This window comes from Pseudomonas sp. GW101-3H06 (assembly GCF_059424605.1).
On the sequence record NZ_JBWKZO010000001.1, the window covers coordinates 5836008 to 5854515 of the forward strand.

Consider the following 18508-nt stretch of genomic DNA (forward strand, 5'->3'; position numbering starts at 1 on the left):
GCTGATACCAGAGATCTACTGTGGGAGCGGGCTTGCTCGCGAAAGGGTCGACTCGGTCGATGAGCAATCAGTCGAGGGTCGAACCGCTGACAGGAATGCCACGCTCAGGGAAGAACAATCGCTGCAATTCAGTACCCGGGCTCTCGGCACGCATGAAAGCTTCGCCCACCAGAAACGCGTAAACGTCGCTGATTTCCATCAATTCGACATCGGCGCGATTGAGGATGCCGCTTTCGGTGATCACCAGGCGGTCGCGCGGGATACGCGGCAACAGATCCAGAGTGGTTTCCAGGCTGACCTCGAAGGTGTGCAGGTTGCGATTGTTCACGCCAACCAATGGCGTGTCGAGGGTTTTCAAGGCCCGCTCCAGTTCGTCGCCATCGTGGACTTCCACCAGCACATCGAGGCCGACGCTTTTTGCTACCGACGCCAGCTCGGCCATTTTCACGTCATCCAGAGCGGAGACGATCAACAGCACGCAGTCGGCGCCCAAGGCACGGGCCTCGACGATCTGGTATGGATCGATCATGAAGTCCTTGCGGATTACCGGCAGATTGCATGCCGCGCGGGCCTGCTGCAGGTACGCGTCGGCGCCCTGGAAGTAATCGATATCGGTCAGTACGGACAAACAGGTCGCACCGCCCTTCTCGTAGCTTTTGGCGATGTCGGCGGGAACGAAGTTCTCGCGAATCACGCCTTTGCTCGGCGAAGCTTTCTTGATCTCGGCAATGACTGCCGGCTGTTTCAGCTTGGCCTGAGCCAGCAACGCCTGGGCAAAACCACGGGGTGCATCGGCCGCCTTGGCCAGACTTTCCAGCTCGGCGAGGCTTACACGAGCGCTACGCTCGGCAACTTCCTCGACCTTGCGTGCCAGAATGTTCTCCAGAACCGTCGGTACACTCATCCCTCATTCTCCACTTTGAATACCGCGGTAAAGGCACCCAGTTCTTCGAGTTTTTCCCGAGCCAGACCGGTGTGCAGGGCGTCGTGCGCAAGCTCCACGCCTTGTTTCAAACTATTGGCCAGGTCAGCGGCGTACAGCGCCGCCCCGGCATTGAGCACAATCATTTCGGCGGCTTTCTGGCCGTTCTCGGTTTTGCGCTTGCCCAGCGCATCACGGATCAGCGCCAGCGAGGCCTCCGGGCCATCCACCGACAGACCGTGCAGGCTCTGGCTCTTCATGCCCAGATCTTCTGGTTCGACCCAGTACTCGGTGATCTGATCATCCTTGAGTTCGGCGACAAAGGTCGGCGCCGCCAGGCTGAATTCATCCAGACCGTCTTTCGAATGCACCACCAGCACATGCTTGCTGCCAAGACGTTGCAGGACTTCGGCCAATGGCCGGCACAACGCCTGGTTGAACACGCCCACCACCTGATGTTTCACGCCAGCCGGATTCGTAAGCGGGCCGAGCATGTTGAACAGGGTTCGCAGGCCGAGGTCGCGGCGCGGGCCGGCAGCGTATTTCATGGCCTTGTGATGGGTCTGGGCAAACATGAACCCGATGCCGACGTTGTCGATGCAACGCGCCACCTGAACAGGCGTCAGGTTGAGGTAGATCCCGGCAGCTTCGAGTAAATCGGCACTGCCGCTCTTGCCCGACACCGCACGGTTACCGTGCTTGGCCACGGTGCATCCTGCCGCTGCCACGACAAAAGAAGACGCGGTCGAAACGTTGAAAATGTTGGCACCATCACCGCCAGTGCCGACCACATCCACCACGCCGTCCAGGGTCTTGAGTTCGACCTTGTCCGCCAGCTCGCGCATCACCGACACGGCACCGACGATCTCATCGATGCTTTCGCTCTTCATGCGCATGGCCATCATGAACGCACCGATCTGCGCGTCCGTGCATTGCCCGGTCATGATTTCGCGCATCACATCGCGCATTTCTTCAGTGGTGAGATCGAGCTGGTCAACGATACGGCTCAGGGCTGTTTTGATATTCATGAAAAGTCCTTAGCGCGTGCCGCCGGTTTGTTTGAGGAAGTTCGCGAACAGTTCGTGGCCTTGTTCGGTGAGGATCGACTCGGGGTGAAATTGCACCCCCTCAATGTTCAGGCTTTTATGGCGCAGGCCCATGATCTCGTCGACCGAACCGTCTTCGTGCCGAGTCCACGCGGTCAGTTCAAGGCAGTCGGGCAGGGTTTCGCGCTTAACGATCAATGAATGATAGCGGGTAACCGTCAGCGGATTGTTCAGGCCTTCGAACACGCCCTTGTCCTCGTGGAACACCGGGCTGGTCTTGCCGTGCATGACCTGACGGGCACGGACCACATCACCGCCAAAGGCCTGGCCGATGGACTGGTGACCGAGGCAGACACCCAGAATCGGCAGTTTGCCGCCAAAGTGTTTGATCACCTCAATCGAGACGCCGGCTTCGGTCGGGGTGCAAGGGCCAGGAGACACAACGATGCGCTCAGGGTTGAGGGCTTCGATTTCGGCAATGGTGAGTTCATCGTTGCGCACGACTTTGACCTGGGAGCCGAGCTCACCAAGGTACTGCACAACGTTGTAGGTAAAGGAGTCGTAGTTATCGATCATCAGCAACATGGCGTTAAGAACCTCTTGAATTCACTGACTTTAATACAGCCTTCGAATGATTGACCCGCAGCGTCCTGCACTTTGTCGGTCGCTGAAATCGCGCAGCAAAGCGGTGCGTCTTACGGGCAAAGAAGGCAAAGCGGTAAAGATCCGGCAGGGCCGGCAGAAGGATTCAGGCGCGCCAACGCCAGCGGGCGTGTGCCTTGATGACTTGATCCAGTAGTTTGCTGACGATCAACACGGGGAAGGTCTCATTTATACGTCTTGGCACAGTAACTTAGCTGGGCGGAGCGTGCAATATGGCGCGATCGAACCTTATGTAACATTCGGCGGGTTCGCGCCGAATGGCATCTGGTTCTATAGTTTTTGCCACTGTCGTTTCGCTCATTAAAACAATAAACAAACGGACTTGCTCATGATCAGACAGACGCTGTATGCACCACTTGCCGGCTGCTTGCTTGCCATGGCCTGCACTCAAGCAATCGCGGCGCCCAACCCCTATTCGAAGTTTATCGTCTTCGGCGACAGCCTCAACGATGCAGGGCAGTTTACCGACGCCGGTGGCCCTCCCGGCGCTACCCTGCGCTTCACCAACCGTACCGGACCGACTTATCAGGACGGCAGTGGCGAAGTTTACTCCGCAAACTCCACCCAACTGCTGGGTGCACGACTCGGTTTTTCACCAGACCAGACCGCCGCTTCAACCTCGGCCGCGCGTGCTTCCCAGGGCTTGCCTGATGGCAATAACTGGGCCGTTGGTGGTTATCGCACCGACCAGATCCTCGACTCGATCACCACCGCATCCGCCACCGGTGAGCGCACCCGTGCGGGCTATCTGCCGACCAATAACTTTCGCGCCGATCCGAACGCGCTGTATTACCTCTCCGGGGGTGGTAATGACTTTCTTCAGGGGCGCGTTCAAAGTGGCGCTCAGGCAAACGCCGCCGCGGACCGACTGGCAAACAGTGCTCAGGTTCTGCAAACCGCCGGCGCCCGATACATCATGGTCTGGCTGCTGCCTGACCTGGGTTTGACGCCAGCGATCAACGGCACGCCTCTGCAGACGCCCTCGTCACAGCTGAGCGCAGCCTTCAACCGGCAATTGGTCACGCGACTGGCAGGGATCGATGCCGAAATCATCCCGCTGAATATTCCACTGCTGTTGCAGGAAACCTTCGCCGATCCAGCGCGATTCGGTTTTGCTACCGGCCAGAATCTGACTGCCACTTGTTTCAGTGGTGATAGTTGCACCGAAAACGCTACTTATGGCATCAACAGCGCTACTCCGGATCCGAGCAAGTTGATTTATAACGATGGGGTGCATCCGACCGAAGCCGGGCAAAAGCTGGTGTCCGATTACGCCTATTCATTACTCGCTGCGCCCTGGGAGCTGACGCTGCTGCCGGAAATGGCCCACGCCACGCTACGCGCGCATCAGGATGAACTGCGCAGCCAATGGCAATCCGACTGGGAGAACTGGCAGGCGGTCGGCCAGTGGCGTGCCATCGTGGCCGGGGGTGGCCAGCATCTCGATGTGGACCATCAAAGCAGCGGTGCCGATGCCGATGGCAACGGCTACAGCTTGAACATTGGCGGCAGCTATCGCCTCAATGAAGCCTGGCGCGTAGGTGTGGCGGCAGGCTTCTATCGTCAGAGTCTGGAGGCGGGCAGTAACGATTCCGACTACAAACTCAACAGCTACCTGGCCACCCTATTCGCCCAGTTCCAGCAAAACCGGTGGTGGGCCGATGCCGCATTGACCGGCGGCAAACTGGACTACGACAACCTCAAGCGCAAATTCGACCTGGGTGCGAGCGAGGGAGCGGAAAAAGGCGACACCGATGGCTACCTTTGGGCGTTCAGCACACGCGTTGGTTACGACATTGCGCAGCCCGGCAGTGAGTGGCACCTGTCACCATTCATCAGTGCCGATTACGCAAAAGTGGAAGTCGACGGCTACTCGGAAAATGACAACCGCTCCACGGCATTGACCTTTGATGACCAGAAGCGCGATTCGAAACGTCTCGGCGCCGGGTTGCAGGGTAAGTATCAGATCACCCCGCAGACCCAAGTGTTTGGCGAATATGCCTACGAGCGCGAGTATGAAGATGACGTGCAGAAGGTGAACATCGCCCTAAATAGTTTGCCGTCCCTCGACTTCACGCTTGATGGCTATACCCCACAGAGTCATTTGAATCGCGTGAGCCTGGGGGTCAGCCACAAGCTGACGACCGATCTTGCGCTACGTGGCGGGTACACCTTTCGCAAGGATGATGACTTTACCCAGCAAGGGATTTCCGTTGGAGTCGCGCTGGACTTTTGATCAAGCAAACAGCAAATATGAAAAACGCGGCGCCTTTACGGGCGCCGCGTTTTTTTTATGCAGGTAAAGCCATTGTGGGAGCGAGCCTGCTCGCGAAAGCGGTGGATCAGGCTAAATCAATGTTGGCTGTGCCAGCCCCTTCGGGAGCTGGCTCGCTCCCACAGGGTTAATGGCGAATTCAGGCGGCCGGGGTTTGTTCAGCCAGGGCAACCGCACGGAACATTGCGCGACGCTTGTTCAGGGTTTCTTCCCATTCCAGCGCCGGCACCGAGTCGGCGACGATGCCACCACCGGCCTGCACATGCAGTTCGCCGTTCTTGATCACCGCCGTGCGGATCGCAATGGCAGTGTCCATGTTTCCGTTCCAGGCGAAGTAGCCGACGGCACCACCGTAGACACCGCGTTTGACCGGTTCCAACTCATCGATGATTTCCATTGCGCGAATTTTCGGTGCGCCGGATAACGTACCCGCCGGCAGAATCGCCCGCAATGCGTCCATTGCCGTCAGGCCGGCCTTCAACTGGCCAGTGACGTTGGACACGATGTGCATCACATTGGAATAGCGCTCGATGACCATCTTCTCGGTGAGTTTCACCGAACCGACCTCGGACACTCGACCGGTATCGTTGCGGCCCAGATCGATCAGCATCAGGTGCTCGGCGATTTCCTTGGCGTCCGACAGCAGGTCTTTTTCCAGCTCCAGATCAGCCTCTTCGTTGGCTCCACGTGGGCGGGTGCCGGCAATCGGACGCACAGTGATCAAGTTGTCCTCGACCCGCACCAGCACTTCCGGCGAACTGCCAACGACGTGGAAGTCGCCAAAGTTGAAGAAGTACATGTAAGGCGTCGGGTTGAAGCAGCGCAGCGCGCGGTACAGGTCGATCGGGGCAGCCTTGAAGTCGATCGACATGCGCTGGGACGGCACCACTTGCATGCAGTCACCGGCCAGGATGTATTCCTTGATGGTGTCGACGGCTTTTTCGTAATCGTCCTGGGTAAAGCTGGAGCGGAACACCGGATCAGCCGCTTGCTGCTTGCTGAAATCCAGGCCACGGCGCGGGGTGATCGGCTGGCGGAGTTTTTCCAGCAGTTCTTCCAGGCGCGCACGACCTTGTTCGAAAGCATCTTCCTGCGCCGGGTCGGCCAGGACGATCGCATGCATCTTGCCAGCGAGGTTGTCGAACACCACCACCGCGTCGGAAACCATCAGCAGAATGTCCGGCACGCCCAATGGGTCCGGATTCGGGCATTTACCCAGACGCTTTTCCACATAGCGCACGCAGTCGTAACCGAAGTAACCCACCAGGCCACCGTTGAAACGCGGCAGGCCGGCGATGGTCGGCACGTTGTAGCGGGCCTTGAAAGCTTCGACGAAGGCCAGCGGATCTTCGACGTCATGGCTTTCGGTTTCGACGCCGTCGACGGTCACGCTGACGTGATGATCATGAACCCGCAGCACAGTACGGCACGGCAGGCCGATGATCGAGTACCGGCCCCATTTTTCGCCGCCCTGTACCGATTCCAGCAGGTAAGAGTTGGGCTCGTCGGCCAGTTTCAGGTAGATCGACAGCGGCGTGTCGAAATCGGCCAGGGTTTCGCAGGCAAGCGGGATGCGGTTGTAGCCGGCAGCGGCCAAACGCAGGAATTCTTCGCGGATCATGATGTGCCTCGTGGCTTGAGGGTCTGACAGTCAGGTATGCAAACGCGCCGGGGTAACCGGCCAGGAACAAGTCAGGCGCGCCAACGCCAGCGGGCCAGGGCCTTGATGACTTTCATCCAGAGTTTGCGAGTGACCACCACGATGGCGTTTCCAGAAGGGGGTTGGACAGCGTCGGGCAACGTTATCTCAGCGGCCGGATCCAGGCAACCGGGAATTAGTTTGCGCAGATCATCGATAACCAGCGTTGGCGACTCTTCGGCAATCGGCCGCCCATGGTTGTAGCCGTAACTCAACGCCACGCACTTGACCCCCGCCGCTTTCGCCGCCAGCACATCGCTGCGCGAATCGCCGACGAACAAGGATTGCGAGGCCGGGATGTTGGTCATCTTCATCACGAAAAACAGCGCGGCCGGGTCCGGTTTTTTCTGTGGCAGGGTATCGCCGCCGATGATCAGGCGGAAATAGCGACCGATCTTCATCTGATCCAGCAGCGGTGCGACGAAGCGCTCGGGCTTGTTGGTGATCAGCGCCATCTCGACACCCTGCTTGTGCAGCCACTTCAGGGTGTCGCGCACGCCGGGATAGACCACGGTCAGCTCATGGCTTTCGCCATACGCCTGCATGAAAATCTCCAATGCTCTTTCGGCCTCGGTGTCATCGACCGCCGAATGGTCGAGACCACCGGCCAGCGCACGGCGAACCAGCACCGGCGCACCATTGCCTACCCACTCGCGAACCGATTCGATACCGGCGGGTGCACGGCCGAGCTTGAGCAGCATGTTATCCACAGCCGCTGCGAGGTCCGGGACCGAGTCGATCAAGGTGCCATCCAGATCGAACATCACCAGCCTTGGCAGACTTCCCGGGAACAGCTGCTCGAAACCACTCATGGGCGAGCCAGCGCCAGTTCGGAGCGCATCTTCTCGATCACTTCCTGGTAGTTCGGGGCATTGAAGATCGCCGAGCCGGCGACAAAGGTGTCGGCACCCGCCGTAGCGATTTCACGAATGTTGTTCACGTTCACGCCGCCATCGATTTCCAGGCGGATGTCGCGACCGGACGCATCGATCAAGGCCCGCGCTTCGCGCAGCTTGTCGAGCGTGCCGGGAATGAACTTCTGCCCGCCGAAGCCCGGGTTGACGCTCATCAGCAGGATCATGTCGACCTTGTCCATCACGTACTTGAGCACGTCCAGCGGCGTTGCCGGGTTGAACACCAGGCCCGACTTGCAGCCGCCTTCGCGAATAAGTTGCAGGGAACGGTCAACGTGCTGCGTGGCTTCCGGGTGGAAGGTGATGTAGGTCGCGCCGGCCTCGATGAAATCACCGACGATGCGGTCCACCGGGCTGACCATCAGGTGCGCGTCGATCGGCGCGGTTACGCCGTACTTGCGCAGCGCCGCACACACCATCGGGCCGATGGTCAGGTTTGGAACGTAGTGGTTGTCCATGACATCGAAGTGCACGAAGTCGGCGCCGGCGGCCAGGACGTTGTCCACTTCTTCGCCCAGGCGGGCAAAGTCGGCGGAGAGAATCGACGGAGCAATTACGAAGGGCTGCATGACGCACCTTTTCTGAGCTAAATCACGATGGCGCGCATTGTATACCTCATGCTTTGACCCGCGCACCGTGAGCGCGATGATTGGGCTTTGCCATCAGTCTCAACGGCAGAGGTTCTAATAAGCCGCGCGGTAGATCTTCTCGATATCGACGGCACTGAGTTTGCGCGGATTGTTGCGCATCAGACGCTCGATCCCCGCGGCTTCAACGGCCATGGCCGGGATGGCGTCCTCCGGCACCCCGAAACTGCGCAACCCTGGGGGGATTTCCACGGCGGCGCACAACGTGCTCATGGCCTCCACGGCTTTATCGGCCGCCTCGCTAACACTCAGATGAGTGGTCTTCACCCCCATGGCTTCGGCAATATCCTGCATGCGTTCGATGCAAGCCATCTTGTTCCAGGTCATGACATAGGGCAGTAATAAAGCGTTGCTCACCCCATGGGAAATGTTGAAACGCCCCCCCAGCGGATATGCCAGCGCATGCACCGCGCCGACCCCGGCATTGCCGAACGCCATGCCGGCCATCAGGCTGGCCGTGGCCATGTCCTCACGGGCCTGCAGGTTGGACGGGTTGGCGTAGGCCTTGGGTAAAGCCTTGGCGATCAGCTTGATCGCGCCAATGGCCAGGGCGTCGGTTATCGGCGAGGCGTTGACCGACAGGTAAGATTCGATGGCATGCACCAACGCGTCGACGCCACTGGCGGCGGTGACACTGCGCGGGCAGGTCAGGGTCATTTGCGGGCTGACCAGTGCCACATCCGGTAACAGGTAGTCACTGACGATCCCCCTCTTCAACTGCGCGACCTTGTCGGAGAGGATCGCCACGTTGGTCACTTCAGAACCGGTGCCGGCAGTGGTTGGAATCGCGATCAGCGGCGGGCCCTTGCGCGGAACCTGGTCGATGCCGAACAAATCCTCCAGCGCCCCGTGGTATCCGGCATAGGCGGCAACGCTCTTGGCGATATCGATGGCACTGCCGCCGCCCAGACCGATCAACCCGTCGTGCCCGCCCTCACGGTAAACCCGCATGCAATCTTCGACGATGGCGATTTCCGGATCCGGCAGTACCCGGTCAAAGATCTCGTAGCTGCGCTCCCCGAGCTGCGCCAGTGCCAGCTCGACCGTGCCGGACTTGACCAGGGCGGCGTCGGTGACGATCAGCGGATTGTCGATGTCCAGACGGGTCAGCTCCGTCGCCAGTTGCTCGATAGCCCCTGCGCCGGTGATCAGTTTGTGGGCAATTTTGAAAGAAGAAAGACTCATGTGCGCAGCCTCTTATAGGTAGGGGAGCTGGGCACAATAGTAGCTGGGGATTTGTGGTTCGCCGGTATTCAGGTCATGAATGAACTGAAGGTCCGCTGGAGCCCCCCCTGTGGGAGCGAGCCGGTTCGCTAAGACGGTTGAACATTCGACATTCGAGTCGACTGACACTCCGCTTTATCGAGCAGGCTCGCTCCGACAGTTGATCGGTGTGTAGCGTTAGACCTGCGCGGTACGCAGTTTCTCGCTACGGCCACGCAGCCATTCCAGCGTCAGCAACAGAATCACCGAGAAGGCGATCAGAAGCGTCGCCGCGGCAGCAATGGTTGGGCTGAGGTTTTCGCGGATACCGCTGAACATCTGCCGTGGCAGGGTTGCTTGCTCTGGGCCGGCGAGGAACAGCGTCACCACCACCTCATCGAACGAAGTGGCGAAGGCGAACAACGCTCCGGAGATCACACCGGGAGCAATCAGCGGCAAGGTGACTCGACGGAATGTGGTCAGCGGCGAGGCACCGAGACTTGCAGCAGCACGCACCAGATTGTAGTTAAAGCCCTGCAAGGTCGCCGACACCGTGATGATCACGAACGGCACACCCAGCACCGCATGCACCACAATCAGCGAGAAGAAGCTGTTGCCCAGGCCCAAGGGGGCAAAGAACAGATAGCTGGCCACACCGATGATCACCACCGGCACCACCATCGGTGAAATCACCAACGCCATGACCAGCGCCTTGCCCGGGAAATCGCCGCGGGTCAGGCCAATCGCTGCCAATGTTCCAAACACCATGGCCAGCACCGTGGCCGCCGGGGCAACGATGATGCTGTTCTTCAGTGCCCGCATCCACTCCGCCGACGCGAAGAAGTCGTGGTACCACTGCAACGAGAAGCCTTGCAGCGGGTACACCAGGAAACTGCCGGAGTTGAACGACAGCGGAATGATCACCAGTACCGGCAGGATCAGGAACAACAGAATCAGGCCGCAGAGAATCCGCAAGCTGTAGAACCACACCCGCTCGATGGGCGACATATAAGGACTCAGCATTTCATTCTCCCCTTAGCTCAGGCGCAGGCGGCTCGCGCCCACCAGCCAGCTGTAAATCAGATAAAGCACCACGGTCGCCAGGAGCAGCAGCCCGCCCAGCGCGGTCGCCATGCCCCAGTTGATGCTGGTGTTGGTGTAGAAGGCGACGAAATAGCTGACCATCTGATCGTTCGGGCTACCCAGCAATGCCGGGGTGATGTAGTAGCCGATGGCGAGGATGAACACCAACAGACAACCGGCGCCGACACCGGCATAGGTTTGCGGGAAGTACACCCGCCAGAAACTGGCGAATGGGTGGCAGCCCAGGGATATCGCTGCACGCATGTAGGTCGGCGAGATGCCTTTCATCACGCTGTAGATCGGCAGGATCATGAACGGCAGCAGGATGTGCACCATGGAGATGTAGACCCCGATGCGGTTGAACACCAGCTCCACCGGTTTATCGATGATGCCCAGGGCCATCAGGCCGCTGTTGATCAAGCCACCCGATTGCAGCAGAACGATCCATGCCGCGACTCGCACCAGGATCGACGTCCAGAACGGCAACAGCACCAGAATCATCAGCAAGTTGCTTTGCCGCGACGGCAGGTTCGCCAGCAGGTAAGCCAATGGATAGGCCAGCACCAGGCAGATCACGGTAATGATCAGGCCCATCCAGAAGGTGCGGGCAAAGATGTCGAGGTAGATCGCCTGGTCGGGTGTGGCCGGCGCGAGCTCGCCGAGGTCGTCGATGCGGTGATCGACGGCGGCCAGGAGGTAATACGGTGTGATGCTGCTGGTGTTACGGCGCACCGCTTGCCAGTAGGCCGGGTCGCCCCAGCGCTCGTCGAGACCTTCCAGCGCTTCTTTATAAGAAGTCGGTTCGGTGGCGAATGGCAAGGCACGGGCAGTTTTGGTCAGCAGGCTGCGGTAGCCGGCCAACTCCATGTTCAAGCGTTTGGACAAATCGCCCAAGGTCTGATTCTTGCGGGCTTCAGCCAAATCTTCGCTGGCAGCCTTGTAAACCGGTTCAGCGGGCAGGCCGCGACCATCCCAGCTGGCGATGGCCGCCACGGTGCGTGGCATGCCGCCGACTACTTCCGGGTTTCCGACGCTTTTGTAGAGCAGCGCCACGATCGGCACCAGGAACACCAGCAACAGAAACAGCACCAGCGGCGCGATCAAGGCCTGGGCCTTCCAGCGGTTGACCCGCTCGGCGTGCTTGAGCCGCTGCTTCAAGGTGGGGTCAGTGCCCGCGTTCACGGGAATGGCGATGGCCATGGCGTACTCCGGAAATCTTTGATCAATCGATAATGTGGGAGCGAGCTTGCTCGCGAATGCGTCTTCAAATTCAACATTGATGCTGACTGATACACCGCTTTCGCGAGCTGGCTCGCTCCCACAGGAGGGCGAGCCCTCTGGTTACTTGGCAGCCCAGGAATTGAAGCGCTGTTCCAGTTGCTCACCGTTATCAGCCCAGAAGCTGACGTCGATCTGCACCTGGTTGGCGATGTTTTCCGGGGTGGTCGGCATGTCTTTGAGGACATCCTTGGCCAGCAACGGTACGGCTTGGGTGTTGGCCGGACCGTAGGCGATGTTTTCCGAATAGGTCTTCTGCTGCTGAGGCTGCACCGAGAACGCGATGAACTTCTTCGCTGCTTCAGCGCGCGCTTTATCCAGACCTTTCGGGATGGCCCATGCGTCGAAGTCGTAGATACCGCCGTTCCATACCACTTTCAGGTTGCTTTCTTTCTGTACGGCAGCGATTCGACCGTTGTAGGCCGAACTCATGACCACGTCACCGGAAGCGAGGTATTGCGGCGGTTGTGCGCCGGCTTCCCACCATTGAATGCTTGGCTTGAGTTCATCCAGTTTCTTGAACGCGCGGTCCTGACCGTCCTTGCCGGCCAGCACTTTGTAGACGTCTTTAGGCGCAACGCCGTCAGCCATCAGTGCGAATTCCAGGGTGTACTTGGCGCCTTTACGCAGGCCGCGCTTACCCGGGAATTGCTTGGTATCCCAGAAATCCGCCCAGCTGGTCGGTGCGGTTTTCAGCTTGTCGGCGTTGTAGGCCAGCACGGTCGACCACACGAAGAAGCCCACGCCGCATGGCTGAATAGCGCCTTTGACGTAGTCTTCGGTTTTGCCGAACAGCGCAGGATCGAGTTGCTCGAACATGTCTTCGTCGCAACCGCGGGACAGTTCTGGCGATTCAACCTCCACCAGATCCCAGGACACGCTCTTGGTGTCGACCATGGCTTTGACCTTGGCCATCTCACCGTTGTACTCGCCTGCCACGATTTTGCCGTTACCTGCCGCTTCCCACGGTGCATAGAAGGCCTTGACCTGCGCGGCCTTGTTCGCCCCGCCAAAGGACACCACGGTCAGGTCCGGGCCAGCGGCCATAGCGCTCGCTGCCCCCATCATGCCCAGTGCCAGAGCGGTGAATTTCAGGGATCTCAACATTTATTGTTCTCTCCACGTGCAGGGTTGGTGTTGTTGAAGCAGGGGGCGATCAATGCGCCTCTAGAAGTGGGTCGAGCGCACGAACGTGCTCGACCTGCCAGCCAAGCGGTACCACATCACCCACCGCCAGCCCGGGATCGAGCTCGGCAATCGGTTGCTTCACGAAGAAGTCGGTCTTGCCACAGACTTCCAGGCGAACCCGGACGTGGTCGCCCAGATAGATGAATTCCGCCACCCGTCCCGAGAAGCGGTTGATGCAAGACTCGCTGGAACCATTGAGGCTCACGCGCTCCGGGCGAATGGACAAGGTCACCGGTTCACCGGTCTTGCCGACATTCACGGCCAGCGCTTCAACTTTTTCACCACGCCCCAGCTCCACCACGCAGCGATCGCCGGTCTGACTGTGCAGACGGCCATTGAGACGGTTGTTTTCACCGATGAAGTTGGCGACAAAGGTGTTTTTCGGCTCTTCATACAGGGTGCGCGGCGGCGCGATTTGCTGAATTTCGCCTTGATGGAAGACCGCTACCCGATCGGACATGGTCAGGGCTTCGCCCTGGTCGTGGGTCACGTAGACCACGGTCACGCCCAGACGCTGGTGCAGGTGTTTGATTTCCATCTGCATGTGTTCACGCAATTGCTTGTCGAGTGCGCCGAGGGGTTCGTCCATCAGCACCAGTTGCGGTTCGAACACCAATGCGCGAGCCAGGGCGACACGCTGTTGCTGACCGCCGGACAGCTGCGCCGGATAACGCTGAGCAAAGGCGTCAAGCTGCACCATGCTCAATACCCGCTTGACCTTGTCGCTGACGTCACTCTTGTTCAAGCCGCGCACGGTCAGCGGGAACGCCAGGTTCTCGGCCACGGTCATGTGCGGGAACAATGCGTAGTTCTGGAACACCATGCCGATGTCACGCTTGTGCGGCGGCACGTTGTTGATAGAGCGCCCGGCCAGCAGGATTTCGCCCGCAGTCGGGGTTTCGAAACCGGCGAGCATCATCAGGCTGGTGGTCTTGCCGGAGCCGGACGGCCCGAGCAAGGTAAGGAATTCGCCTTTGCGAATGTCCAGGTTGAGGTCTTTGACGATCAGGTTCTCGCCGTCGTAGCTCTTCTGCACTCCACGAAAGCTGACCAGAACATCATTGGCCCCTGCGCTTGAATCGACCTGGCTCATACCCACACCTTTGTTGTTGATAACTGCTGTGGACTAAGCCTAGTGGACGCCGGGGACCGCGCAAATCGGGACGCAGGAGAGAATCGCCTCAGCCGGATGGAAGGTTGGGGGTAGGGATTGCCCTACAAGGATGGCGGGATTTGGTAAATGCAGCGGCAAACGGATAGCCGAAAGCTGCAGGAATGAGCAAAAGCGGTCGGAAAGAACTGTCGTTATTGGATAAGTCTGTTATCGCCAACGATGCGGGGAGCCCTGCTCGCTCCCACAATGATCGATGATCTTTCAGAGAAGCTTGTGCTCCATCGCGTACTTCACCAGTTCAGCCAATGAGGTGATGTTGAGCTTCTGCATCAACCGCGCCTTGTGGGTGCTGATGGTCTTGCTGCTCAAGGCCAATTGCTGGGCGATGTCGTTGACATTGGCGCCCTGGGCCAGGCGTTCAAACACGGAAAACTCACGTTCCGAGAGCAAAGAATGCAATGGCCGTGAATCGGTCAGGCCGACTTCGAAAACCATGCGGTCCGCCAGGTCCGGGTCGATATAACGCCCGCCCGCCGCAACTCTGCGGATGGCAGTCAACAGCAGGGCCGGATCGCTGTCCTTGGTCGCGTAGCCGGCAGCGCCGACCTTCAAGGCCCGGGCCGCCATCTGCGCCTCGTCGTGCATCGACAACACCAGGATCACCGGCGGGTTGTTCAACGCGCGGATCCGCGGAATTGCCTCCAGGCCGTTCACCCCGGGCATGGAAATATCGAGCAACACCACTTCGCAGGGCACATGCCGCAAGGTCTCAAGCAACTGCTCACCATTGCTCGCCTCCCCCACCACAAGCAAATCCTTGGCCAGGCCGATCAATTGCTTGATGCCTTCACGCACGATGGTGTGGTCTTCGGCTACCAGTACACGGATCACGTTCTTCTCCAGATTCAAGATCATTCGCGAGCAGGCTCGCGAAGGCGTCAGACCAGACAACACATTGTTTCAGGCCTCATCCAACGGCACTCGCACGATCAGTGTCGTGCCCTCACCGGGCTCACTCTCAAGTGACAGCTCACCGCCCATGATCAACACCCGCTCGCGCATGCCGACGACCCCGAAGGATGTCTGCCTACCAGCGGTTGCGACAAATCCTACGCCATCATCGCTAACCGTCAGACACAGCTCGTCGTCTTCAAGGGCCAGCGTCAGTTCCACAGTATGCGCCTGGGCGTGACGCATGACATTGGTCAGCGCTTCCTGAAGGATTCGAAACAGGCCAATCGCCTTGGCATCGCTGAGTACCGGCAAATTGTCCGGCACCTGCACCAGGCACGGAATCTGCGTACGCGCTTCGAAGCGGCGGGCCTGCCACTCGATGGCCGATGCAATGCCGGCATCGAGAATCGGCGGACGTAACGCCGTCGCCACATCACGCACCAACTGGAACAGCTGGGCGATCAAGCGCTTCATGCTGTTCAAGCGTTCGTGCAACCCGGGATCGAGTTGCGCGTAAGCCAGTTCGCACATGGACGTTTCCAGCTTGAGCACGGTCAGCATCTGCCCCAGTTCGTCGTGAACTTCCCGGGCAATGCGGGCCTTTTCCTCTTCGCGCACGCTTTCCAGGTGTGCGGACAACTCCCGCAGTTGCTCCCGGGAGCTGGCCAATTCCAGTTCGATGCGTTTGCTTTCGCTGATGTCCCAGACAATTCCGTCCCAGACGTAGGCACCGTCCTCAAGCTGCCGGGTAATCGCCTTGATTTCCGCCCAGCGTTGCTCCCCTTGGCGCGTGAGAATTCGCCCTTGCCACGACCAGTCGCTGTCAGTGTCCAGCGCATGATCCTGAGTCTGGTGATAACTGGCCTTGTCGTCCGGATGCACCACGCTGCGCAGGCCTTTGTCACGGTGGGCCAAGGTGGCCGGCGAATAACCCACCAGACTTTCACTGCCCTCACTGATGTAGGCAAAGTCGATCTGGCCTGTCACCGGCGCCCGCTCCAGGCGAAAGACCAGTCCGGGAACATTCGCCGCGATTCCTTGCAGCCGAGCCTCGCTTTCCTGCAAAGCGGCCAGGGCGCGACGGCGTTCAGTGACGTCGGTGAGGTAGACCACCAGATACTCGCCATCGCGAAAACGCAGGAAGCTCAGCGAGACGTCCGTCGGCAGGATACTGCCATCGGCTCGCAAGCAATTGGTTTCGAAGCTTTGGGGCGACTCGTCGCTGGCCCGGGCGCGTTTCCACAGGTTCAACCAGCGATCCATGTGCAGGCCAGGCTCGAAGTCGATCAAAGGCCGGTCGATGATCCCGCCCGGTGGATACCCCAGCATGGTTTCGGCGGCACGATTGGCATAGCGCACGTGACTGTCCCAGTTGACCCAAAGGATGCCGACGGTACTCTGGTCGATGGAAAACTGCGTGAGTCGTAACGCCTCCTCGCTGGCGGCACGCAAGGCAATGTCTTCCTGCGCCGCCGCCAGTCGCTGCTCCAGACTGTGCTGTTGGCGGCGCTGCCAGAGCACGATGGCCATGCTGCAAAGCGCCAGTACCAACAGCAGCAGGCAGAGGTTTTGCCAGAATCCTGGAGATTCAGTGAGTTTTGGGTACTTGGGTTGCAGCCACTGGTTGTGAAGGGTTTCCAGATCCTTGGCCGGAATAGCTCGCAACGCGCTTTCGACGATACCCGCCAGCTCCGGTTTGTCGCGCCGGGTAGCCACCCTCAGCAATTGCGGCAAGCCGATGTCGCCCACTACCACCAATCCGGCGAACTCCGGCTCGATAGAGAGTCGCCCCAGCTGCGCCTCATCGACCACCGCGTAACCGGCTTGCTGACTCAACAAGAGTTGCAACGCCTGACGCTCCATCGGAACGCCCTGGAGATTCAGGTGTGGATAGTTGCCGCGCAGGTAATCGGCGGTGACACTGGGCATGCGCACGGCGACACGGGTCTGGCTGTCGAGTTTTTCCAACTCCACCGTCCCGGTGCTTTTCTGGTCGCTGACCACCAGTTGCGGCACCCGCATATACGGATCGGAGAACTGCCACAGACGCAATCCGCCGGGGGTCTGGGTCAGCCCGGGCGCGATGTCGATTTCACCTGCGCGCGCCGCCGCTTCCAATTGTTCAACGTCGGGAAAGTTGCGCCAGCTCAGCTCGACCTTAAGCGCCCTGGCCAGCCATTTCATCAGCTCGACGTTGGCCCCTGATAACCGCTGCAGGCGGCGATCGTATTGCGCGTAGGGCGCTTGCAATACCAGCCCCACTCGCAGCTCGCTTTGCTGCGCCAGCCACTGCTGTTGTTCGGGCGACAAGACGGCAACATGCGCCGGGGGCGCGGCCGCCGCCCAGCCCATCAAGGGAAACCACAAACAGCCGATAACCCACAGGCAGCGAAAACGCATCATCGAACTCTCACACACTGACAAATACTGACCAACCCATTAGGCTGCCGGAATCACTTCTGGCCTGGAATATCCGATGCCCCCTGTCTACCGCCTGGCACTGCCAGCATTGTGCCTGTCGCTGATTCTGCCATGGGCTTTTTCCGTTGAGGCTGCCGACCCGGCACCTGCCCCGGCTGAAGCCACAGAAAAGGCCGCCGAAGAAAAACCGGTGGAACGTCAGCCGCTGCCTGAGCGTAGTCAGGAAGAAGCAGCAGCACTTGAGCGAAAAATCCCGGCCCAGCAACAGCAACAACTGCAGGCGGGCAGCGACAGCTTCCTGGCCTTGTGGAAGCCGGCCAACACCGCCGAGCCCAAAGGCGCGGTCATTATCATCCCGGGCGCTGGCGAAACCGCTGACTGGCCGCAAGCAATCGGTCCGTTGCGGCGCAATTTGCCGAACGCCGAATGGAGCAGCCTGAGTATCACCTTGCCGGACTTGCAAAGCGATGCCATAGCACCACGCGTTGTCGAATTGCCGCCTGTGCCCAAAACGCCGGATGTCGGCAGCAAGGACTCAACCACCGCCGCCCCCATTGAACAGGCCGCCGGCGGCGAAGCAGACGTGGTCGACAAGCCCGTCGCCGAAACCAGCGAAGAACAGTCGAAAGCAGACGCTGAGCGGATCTTTGCCCGTCTCGACTCAGCCATCGCGTTCGCCGAACAGCAAAGCGCTCGCAGCATCGTCGTACTGGGGCATGGCACCGGCGCATATTGGGCCGCGCGCTACCTGAGCGAAAGGCAGCCGCCGCAAGTCGAGCGGTTCCTCATGGTTGCCGCACAGACACCCACTCAGGCAAAACCGGAATTGGACGAACTCGCGCCAAGCCTCAAGCTGCCAACCGCAGACATTTTCTATATGGACAAACCGCTGGATCGCAACGCGGCGCTGGCCCGCTTGCAAGCCAGTAAACGCTTGAAAACCTCGGCATTCAGCCAGGTATCGCTCAAGGCGTTGCCGGGTGACGACAAGGCACAGCAGGAGCAGTTGGTTCGCCGGGTGCGGGGTTGGCTGAATCCGCAGGGTACGGCGGACTGATAGACCGGGTCGCCCCATTCGCGAGCAGGCTCGCTCCCACATTC

Annotated in this window: 15 protein-coding genes; 2 read left to right on the top strand and 13 right to left on the bottom strand. The window is 59.7% G+C overall.

Annotation, left to right across the window (positions count from 1 at the left end):
- Positions 1 to 67: 67 nt before the first annotated feature.
- The 3 genes from trpC to AC07ZE_RS26945 are packed head-to-tail and all read right to left on the bottom strand — an operon-like array spanning position 68 to position 2553.
- On the bottom strand, positions 68 to 904 hold the full coding sequence (gene trpC, locus AC07ZE_RS26935; RefSeq protein ID WP_207267385.1) for an indole-3-glycerol phosphate synthase TrpC: 837 nt from the start codon (positions 902 to 904) through the stop codon (positions 68 to 70).
- The gene (gene trpD / locus AC07ZE_RS26940; RefSeq protein WP_207267386.1) at positions 901 to 1950 is read right to left on the bottom strand and encodes an anthranilate phosphoribosyltransferase; all 1050 of its coding nucleotides are present in this window, start codon (positions 1948 to 1950) and stop codon (positions 901 to 903) included. The genes trpC and trpD overlap by 4 nt, the downstream gene beginning before the upstream one ends.
- A 9-nt stretch (positions 1951 to 1959) precedes the next feature.
- Complete coding sequence (locus AC07ZE_RS26945; RefSeq protein ID WP_207267387.1) at positions 1960 to 2553, bottom strand: aminodeoxychorismate/anthranilate synthase component II; 594 nt, start codon at positions 2551 to 2553, stop codon at positions 1960 to 1962.
- Positions 2554 to 2959: 406 nt separating this feature from the next.
- Between AC07ZE_RS26945 and estP the strand changes: the two genes are divergently transcribed.
- A complete protein-coding gene (gene estP, locus AC07ZE_RS26950; RefSeq protein ID WP_207267390.1) occupies positions 2960 to 4867 on the top strand; it encodes an esterase EstP in 1908 nt (635 codons plus the stop codon).
- Between the two features lie 178 nt (positions 4868 to 5045).
- On the opposite strand, the gene trpE is transcribed toward estP, so the two are convergent.
- From trpE to AC07ZE_RS27000, 10 genes are all read right to left on the bottom strand, one after another.
- Positions 5046 to 6527 (bottom strand): anthranilate synthase component I, encoded by a 1482-nt coding sequence (gene trpE / locus AC07ZE_RS26955; RefSeq protein WP_207267391.1) that lies wholly within the window; start codon positions 6525 to 6527, stop codon positions 5046 to 5048.
- Positions 6528 to 6598: 71 nt separating this feature from the next.
- Positions 6599 to 7417 carry a phosphoglycolate phosphatase gene (locus tag AC07ZE_RS26960; RefSeq protein ID WP_095195834.1) on the bottom strand — a complete coding sequence of 273 codons (819 nt, stop codon included), beginning with the start codon at positions 7415 to 7417 and terminating at the stop codon, positions 6599 to 6601.
- Complete coding sequence (rpe, locus tag AC07ZE_RS26965; protein ID WP_207267392.1) at positions 7414 to 8088, bottom strand: ribulose-phosphate 3-epimerase; 675 nt, start codon at positions 8086 to 8088, stop codon at positions 7414 to 7416. Before rpe ends, AC07ZE_RS26960 begins: the two co-directional genes overlap by 4 nt.
- A gap of 114 nt (positions 8089 to 8202) precedes the next feature.
- Complete coding sequence (locus AC07ZE_RS26970) at positions 8203 to 9351, bottom strand: iron-containing alcohol dehydrogenase (RefSeq protein WP_207267393.1); 1149 nt, start codon at positions 9349 to 9351, stop codon at positions 8203 to 8205.
- 216 nt (positions 9352 to 9567) lie between these two features.
- Positions 9568 to 10392, bottom strand: coding sequence for an ABC transporter permease (locus tag AC07ZE_RS26975; protein ID WP_095195836.1), 825 nt, complete (start codon positions 10390 to 10392; stop codon positions 9568 to 9570).
- A 12-nt stretch (positions 10393 to 10404) separates the two neighbouring features.
- Positions 10405 to 11652 carry an ABC transporter permease gene (locus AC07ZE_RS26980; protein ID WP_207267394.1) on the bottom strand — a complete coding sequence of 416 codons (1248 nt, stop codon included), beginning with the start codon at positions 11650 to 11652 and terminating at the stop codon, positions 10405 to 10407.
- A gap of 141 nt (positions 11653 to 11793) precedes the next feature.
- A complete protein-coding gene (locus AC07ZE_RS26985; RefSeq protein ID WP_095195838.1) occupies positions 11794 to 12837 on the bottom strand; it encodes an ABC transporter substrate-binding protein in 1044 nt (347 codons plus the stop codon).
- A gap of 49 nt (positions 12838 to 12886) precedes the next feature.
- The gene (locus AC07ZE_RS26990; protein WP_095195839.1) at positions 12887 to 14011 is read right to left on the bottom strand and encodes an ABC transporter ATP-binding protein; all 1125 of its coding nucleotides are present in this window, start codon (positions 14009 to 14011) and stop codon (positions 12887 to 12889) included.
- A 282-nt stretch (positions 14012 to 14293) separates the two neighbouring features.
- Complete coding sequence (locus tag AC07ZE_RS26995; RefSeq protein ID WP_170948700.1) at positions 14294 to 14947, bottom strand: response regulator; 654 nt, start codon at positions 14945 to 14947, stop codon at positions 14294 to 14296.
- Positions 14948 to 14992: 45 nt separating this feature from the next.
- Complete coding sequence (locus AC07ZE_RS27000; protein ID WP_207267395.1) at positions 14993 to 17389, bottom strand: PAS domain-containing sensor histidine kinase; 2397 nt, start codon at positions 17387 to 17389, stop codon at positions 14993 to 14995.
- A gap of 73 nt (positions 17390 to 17462) precedes the next feature.
- Between AC07ZE_RS27000 and AC07ZE_RS27005 the strand changes: the two genes are divergently transcribed.
- The gene (locus AC07ZE_RS27005; protein ID WP_207267396.1) at positions 17463 to 18464 is read left to right on the top strand and encodes an alpha/beta hydrolase family protein; all 1002 of its coding nucleotides are present in this window, start codon (positions 17463 to 17465) and stop codon (positions 18462 to 18464) included.
- Positions 18465 to 18508: the final 44 nt, after the last annotated feature.

Bases quoted from the DNA above. Each gene is read 5' to 3' on its own strand.
- AC07ZE_RS26985 (WP_095195838.1), bottom strand. From the start codon at position 12,837: ATGTTGAGATCCCTGAAATTCACCGCTCTGGCACTGGGCATGATGGGG.
- estP (WP_207267390.1), top strand. From the start codon at position 2,960: ATGATCAGACAGACGCTGTATGCACCACTTGCCGGCTGCTTGCTTGCC.
- AC07ZE_RS26990 (WP_095195839.1), bottom strand. From the start codon at position 14,011: ATGAGCCAGGTCGATTCAAGCGCAGGGGCCAATGATGTTCTGGTCAGC.
- AC07ZE_RS27000 (WP_207267395.1), bottom strand. From the start codon at position 17,389: ATGATGCGTTTTCGCTGCCTGTGGGTTATCGGCTGTTTGTGGTTTCCC.
- rpe (WP_207267392.1), bottom strand. From the start codon at position 8,088: ATGCAGCCCTTCGTAATTGCTCCGTCGATTCTCTCCGCCGACTTTGCC.
- trpC (WP_207267385.1), bottom strand. From the start codon at position 904: ATGAGTGTACCGACGGTTCTGGAGAACATTCTGGCACGCAAGGTCGAG.
- AC07ZE_RS27005 (WP_207267396.1), top strand. From the start codon at position 17,463: ATGCCCCCTGTCTACCGCCTGGCACTGCCAGCATTGTGCCTGTCGCTG.
- AC07ZE_RS26970 (WP_207267393.1), bottom strand. From the start codon at position 9,351: ATGAGTCTTTCTTCTTTCAAAATTGCCCACAAACTGATCACCGGCGCA.
- trpD (WP_207267386.1), bottom strand. From the start codon at position 1,950: ATGAATATCAAAACAGCCCTGAGCCGTATCGTTGACCAGCTCGATCTC.
- trpE (WP_207267391.1), bottom strand. From the start codon at position 6,527: ATGATCCGCGAAGAATTCCTGCGTTTGGCCGCTGCCGGCTACAACCGC.
- AC07ZE_RS26960 (WP_095195834.1), bottom strand. From the start codon at position 7,417: ATGAGTGGTTTCGAGCAGCTGTTCCCGGGAAGTCTGCCAAGGCTGGTG.
- AC07ZE_RS26980 (WP_207267394.1), bottom strand. From the start codon at position 11,652: ATGGCCATCGCCATTCCCGTGAACGCGGGCACTGACCCCACCTTGAAG.
- AC07ZE_RS26995 (WP_170948700.1), bottom strand. From the start codon at position 14,947: ATGATCTTGAATCTGGAGAAGAACGTGATCCGTGTACTGGTAGCCGAA.
- AC07ZE_RS26945 (WP_207267387.1), bottom strand. From the start codon at position 2,553: ATGTTGCTGATGATCGATAACTACGACTCCTTTACCTACAACGTTGTG.
- AC07ZE_RS26975 (WP_095195836.1), bottom strand. From the start codon at position 10,392: ATGCTGAGTCCTTATATGTCGCCCATCGAGCGGGTGTGGTTCTACAGC.